At 52.5% G+C, this 4,545-nt stretch carries 5 protein-coding genes; 1 reads left to right on the top strand and 4 read right to left on the bottom strand.

Annotation, left to right across the window (positions count from 1 at the left end):
* Positions 1-284 precede the first annotated feature (284 nt).
* On the top strand, positions 285-1,217 hold the full coding sequence (locus VBE63_RS24990; RefSeq protein ID WP_323685719.1) for a hypothetical protein: 933 nt from the start codon (positions 285-287) through the stop codon (positions 1,215-1,217).
* Positions 1,218-1,797: 580 nt separating this feature from the next.
* On the opposite strand, the gene VBE63_RS24985 is transcribed toward VBE63_RS24990, so the two are convergent.
* From VBE63_RS24985 to VBE63_RS24970, 4 genes are all read right to left on the bottom strand, one after another.
* Positions 1,798-2,226, bottom strand: coding sequence for a hypothetical protein (locus VBE63_RS24985; protein WP_323685718.1), 429 nt, complete (start codon positions 2,224-2,226; stop codon positions 1,798-1,800).
* A 172-nt stretch (positions 2,227-2,398) separates the two neighbouring features.
* Positions 2,399-2,824, bottom strand: coding sequence for a hypothetical protein (locus tag VBE63_RS24980; protein ID WP_323685717.1), 426 nt, complete (start codon positions 2,822-2,824; stop codon positions 2,399-2,401).
* 130 nt (positions 2,825-2,954) lie between these two features.
* The gene (locus VBE63_RS24975; RefSeq protein ID WP_323685716.1) at positions 2,955-3,398 is read right to left on the bottom strand and encodes a GNAT family N-acetyltransferase; all 444 of its coding nucleotides are present in this window, start codon (positions 3,396-3,398) and stop codon (positions 2,955-2,957) included.
* Positions 3,399-3,948: 550 nt separating this feature from the next.
* Positions 3,949-4,362: a PH domain-containing protein gene (locus VBE63_RS24970; protein WP_323685715.1), complete on the bottom strand. Its 414-nt coding sequence runs from the start codon at positions 4,360-4,362 to the stop codon at positions 3,949-3,951.
* Positions 4,363-4,545 lie beyond the last annotated feature (183 nt).

Genomic DNA, 4,545 nt, shown 5'->3' with positions numbered 1-4,545 from the left:
CCGCCGCAAGCTCCGCGACCTTCAGGAGCTGGGCTGGATCATCCGTCGCAACAACGGTTTTCTGGTTGCCTCCAGCAAGGCCGCGCAGGATTTGGCGCCCGCGACCGAGGCAACCCTAGGCTACCTGGCGGCCGTCGTCAGCGCCTGCACCGAGGCCATGTCCGACTGACGCATCCGTTTTGCGGCTTGCTGTTCGCCGCCCACTTTGGGCACAGAGGCGCTTGCCGCGGGTCCGTGCATCCGTTGCAATGGGGTTGTCCCAGCCCAATCCATCGGATATCACCATGTACGATCCACGCGCTTTCCAGATCGACGGCGCCATTGCGCTGATCACCGGCGCCGGCATCGGCCGCGCCATCGCTGTGCTCCTGTGCGCGCTGGCGACAGGCGTCGGCTGGGCGCAGGAGGCGATGGCTGAGGAACCCGCGGTCGGCTCCGACGCGCGGGACAGGTCGCTGGCCTATCCCGCGGGCCTCGAGGCTCCGTCCATCGCGCTCGACGAGCTGCAATTGCGGCTCGTCCCGCTGACCGCCGAGCAGATCGCCCCATTGGCTGCCGCTTGGCAGGACCAGGCGCGCACGGCGACGCAGGCGGTGGTCGACAAGAGCCTCGAGATCCGCGCCGCCGACGAGCCCGAGACGGAGGCGCTGCGCCAGGAGCGGCTCGAGCTAGTCGAGGAGCGCGAGCGCGTCTTCGACAAATTCGCGGCGGTGATCTCCAGCCTCGAAGCCAAGGGCGGCGATCCCGCCGATGTCGAGGCGATGCGCGGCTACGTCTCGGCAGTCACGAGTGCGGCGCGCTCGCAGCTGACGCTGCAGGAGTTTGCCGATAGCTTTCTCGACTGGCTGATCTCGCCCGACGGCGGCGTGAGGCTTGCCATCCAGGCCGCCGTGATCATCGCCGCCTGGTTCGGTCTGCTCATCGTTGCCCGGATCGTGCGCGCCTGGGTGCGGCGCGCCGTCGACCGGACGCCGTCGCTCAACGACCAAGCTCACCGGCGGCAATGGAGCGCAGCGGAATTGCCGTCCGGTGCAGTGTCTTGTTCGGCATTAATCTCCTCTTCTGTAGATCACATCGAAGAGTTCTGGTGCGTCCTTGAGTATCGTGGCGACATGAGCCCTCGCCTTAAACTGAAGGGACGGAAAACGCATCTTGAAATCAGCTCCAATTCTCAAGACCTCTTCGTTCCATCCATCAGACTTTCGATTCTCGAATAACCAATCAAGAAACTCCCCTAGACATGCAACCGTTATGATGTCAACTCTGCCCTTCTCATGAATCAGGAACAGAATCCTAATGTCCCGATCCTGTCGGTTGATTTGGTGATACTTCCCGCTGTCAAACCACTGGAGGTTCGCTTGCTTCTTGATTTCGACTCGGAGCGTCTCACCCCGATAATCGATTTCAAAATCGTGCAAAGGAGCGTTAACACGCGTCCACTTCGGCAGCAGGATCGCTACATCGCGCTCGCGTCCACCTCTTCCAGCCCTTTTAAGGTGACGAAATTCACCTGACTGCAAGCCCCTGATTCTTCGTCAAGGTGCTTGCGACGGATCGCGTGGTTCGGTGACCGGCAGATTCACATGGAATCGTAAGTCGCTGATTTTAAATGTTGCTTTTATGCACCTTAAAAGGGCTGGTCCACCTCTTCCTGCGAGGTTGACTTCGTCAATGCGCTCTATGTCAAAAAGGTTTCGTGGCAGTCTCATCGTTTTCCAGTTGCCGAACGCTCTGCTCACCGGTAAATTAGGAGCGTAGCGAGTAATTTATCCGCGTGGAGCAACTTGTTAGTTGCAATCACCTCAAGTTCGGAGGGAGCACCAGTTTTGACTCCCATGTGGGTTCCGCTCCGTCAATGCCAGTTGGCAAAATGGAATCGCTTTTCCATTTAGATTCTTGGATAACCCTCTCGACGGCGACGTCACCACGAACTAAGGCGACAACGATATCGAAATACCCCTTGAGAATATGCTTAATCTCGTACTGGATCTCGTCAGGGTTAACGAGGGTTGCGTTCGGGTATCGTGCAAAAACAGCCTTCTGTACTTCGCCCCAATCACCATTCAAATCAAAGTACAGAACAGGGTAATGATAATCCTGAATAGTCGGAACTACATACCTAACGCCATCGTGGCTTGCTTTAACCTGCAAGCCTGCGGGTTTCGCGCCCACACCGTTACTTTGACTAACACAAAGAAGCTGATTACTGGTGTTATCCCTTTCCACCCAAATTATGTCTCTTTGTGTATCACATGGATTCAGCCCTTTTAAGGTGCATAAAAACAACATTTAAGTTCAGTGCCTTACGATGTTAGGTAAATCTGGCTGTCACCGAACCATGCGGTCCGCCGCAAGCATCTTGAGGAAAAATCAGGGACTTGCGGTCGGGCGAATTTCGTCACCTTAAAAGGGCTGCACATGGATTGTAATGCTGGGGGAAGTGGTTTTTCGCCCTCATTGAGCCAGTTGCAACAGCAACGTAATCATCCAGCTTTTTATGAGGGCGCTGGCCAAATCTTGCATACATCCCAAGAACTCGGTTCACTTCTGAATGCAAGTTGCATAAATTGACCACTAACGATTCGGCAATGCTTCCAATCAGTCTCGTTGCATCTGCATGAGCATTGCCAGTCAAGACCTGTTTTAATACCAACCTTTCTGAACTATATGACTCTTCAATTAACACATCTAGCAGAGTGTTGCCGTATGTGGCCATCTGTAAATCGATAGATGGCTTTCGCAGATAGTCAGATAGGCCTTGTGAGTATTTTACTTCTCCGCCTTCGCCTTCAACGATTACTTTTATATTTGGAGGTATAAACACTAACAACGCCACTACTCACATATTTTGATGGTTAAGCCACTTCACTTGGCAACTAACGTCACGCATCAGCCGGCGCAAAAAGCAGAGCGAGGAACGAGCGGCGCTTTTTGCGTTCGGCTGAATGCGCTCGTTAGGCATCGAACGCCATCTCTAAGCTCGCTGGGGTTTCACCCACTACCGTGAATCCATGGCGCTCATAAAAACGCCTCGCCGGCGCGTTGATTTTGAAAACCTGCAACTTGATTCCGAGATGCTGCTTCGATGCAGAGGAGATAATCCGTTTCAAAACGTTTGCCCCTAGCCCCTTCTTTTGATGCTCCGGAGCGAGTAAGAGCATTCGGATGTAGACTTCATAACTATGTTTCTCTACTTGGACATAACCTATCGGTTGACTTTCGCGTAAAACCACCGTTATCTGGTCTGGATCAAAGTGCTCTGAAAAATCATCTTTCTGCCATTGACTATCCCAGCCCCAGATCTGTTCTATGTACCCACCCATCACTGCTCGGTATAGCCCGAACAATAGCGCTTGATCCTCAGGATTTGCAGGTCGGAAGGAATATTCGACTTCCATATTTATGCCTAACGTTGAGCGTAAGCCGACCCATACTGCGCTGGGATGAGGGCGACTCGAAGCGCGGAGCTCCGGGCGCGGTATGGGGTCGGCTTGACGCGCTTGTTGGCGCTTGATTCCCGGAATGTTGCTGGTTCAAGGGCCGACATTGGCTCGGGCTCCGATTCTGAGCTCGCAGCCAGCGCGACGTTCGCTCGCTTCAGCGCGCTACGAGCTTGCCGCCACTCCCAATCAGCTTTGAAGCTGGCACTGAGTTTTCTCGCTTCAGCGCGGCGCGGGCTTGCTGCCGCTCCAATCTGGGCGTGCTGCCGTTACCAAGCTTTTCCGCGTCAGCGCGCCACGAGCTCGCCGCCCGCTCCAATTCACACCCGTGCCACTTGCACAAAGCTTCATTCCCCTTGCTGCGCCAACGCCGGCCTCAGCCGCCGCGAGCGTAGCGAGCGGTCGGACTGGAGGCACTCGTTAGGCAAGTGGTACGGTACCGCTTTATTAATTAGATTTTTTTATGCCTGTGTAGCGTCAATTTTTTCCATAGCTTTCCTTCTAAAATCTAAAGGTTTTTCAATGCTCGGTATTTTTTTTTTCCACCTCCTGTTCCATTAATTATTATAGTGCCATATCCGAATAGTCTACCAAAAATGCTCTGGTCTACATTAAAACTTTCAACTTTACTATGGTTTAACTCCGTTGTATTTCTTTTTATGAATCCAATTTTTGCGATAACTCGTTTTGATGTAACGGCTAATTCAGTTGTTAGTTTTTTAATGATCGCATTAATCAATGAGAAAATTGCAATTAGTATCGCCATGCTTCCCCATAAAGGCCCGCCTGATTCAACATCTCCACCAAAAAGCATTATGCCAATCAAAAATATAACAGCGCCGGGCACAAATATAAACCAATGAAGACTAGCAGTATAAATTACTTGCTCGCCTCTCATTAAATTATTTTCTACATAACTCATTGCATTCTCCTCATTTCCTAGTTGCCAAATTGACTGATTTGGAGCCTAACGACAAGCTCAGCCGACGCCCGCTGAGCGAGAGCGAAGCGGGCGGTCGGCTGGAGCAACTTGTTGGGTTAAATTATTGAATTTCTCCGCAATTCTTTTGTATTAAATTTTCCCCTTCTTCAGTAACTTCGCATC

Source organism: Lamprobacter sp., from assembly GCF_034860625.1.
Lineage (GTDB): Bacteria > Pseudomonadota > Gammaproteobacteria > Chromatiales > Chromatiaceae > Lamprobacter.
The sequence above is the reverse complement of the archived record's forward strand: the minus strand, read 5'-3'. Positions and strand labels throughout refer to the sequence as shown.

Excerpts from the sequence above, each read along its gene's own strand:
- VBE63_RS24990 (WP_323685719.1), top strand. The coding sequence starts at position 285 with ATGTACGATCCACGCGCTTTCCAGATCGACGGCGCCATTGCGCTGATC.
- VBE63_RS24975 (WP_323685716.1), bottom strand. The coding sequence starts at position 3,398 with ATGGAAGTCGAATATTCCTTCCGACCTGCAAATCCTGAGGATCAAGCG.
- VBE63_RS24970 (WP_323685715.1), bottom strand. The coding sequence starts at position 4,362 with ATGAGTTATGTAGAAAATAATTTAATGAGAGGCGAGCAAGTAATTTAT.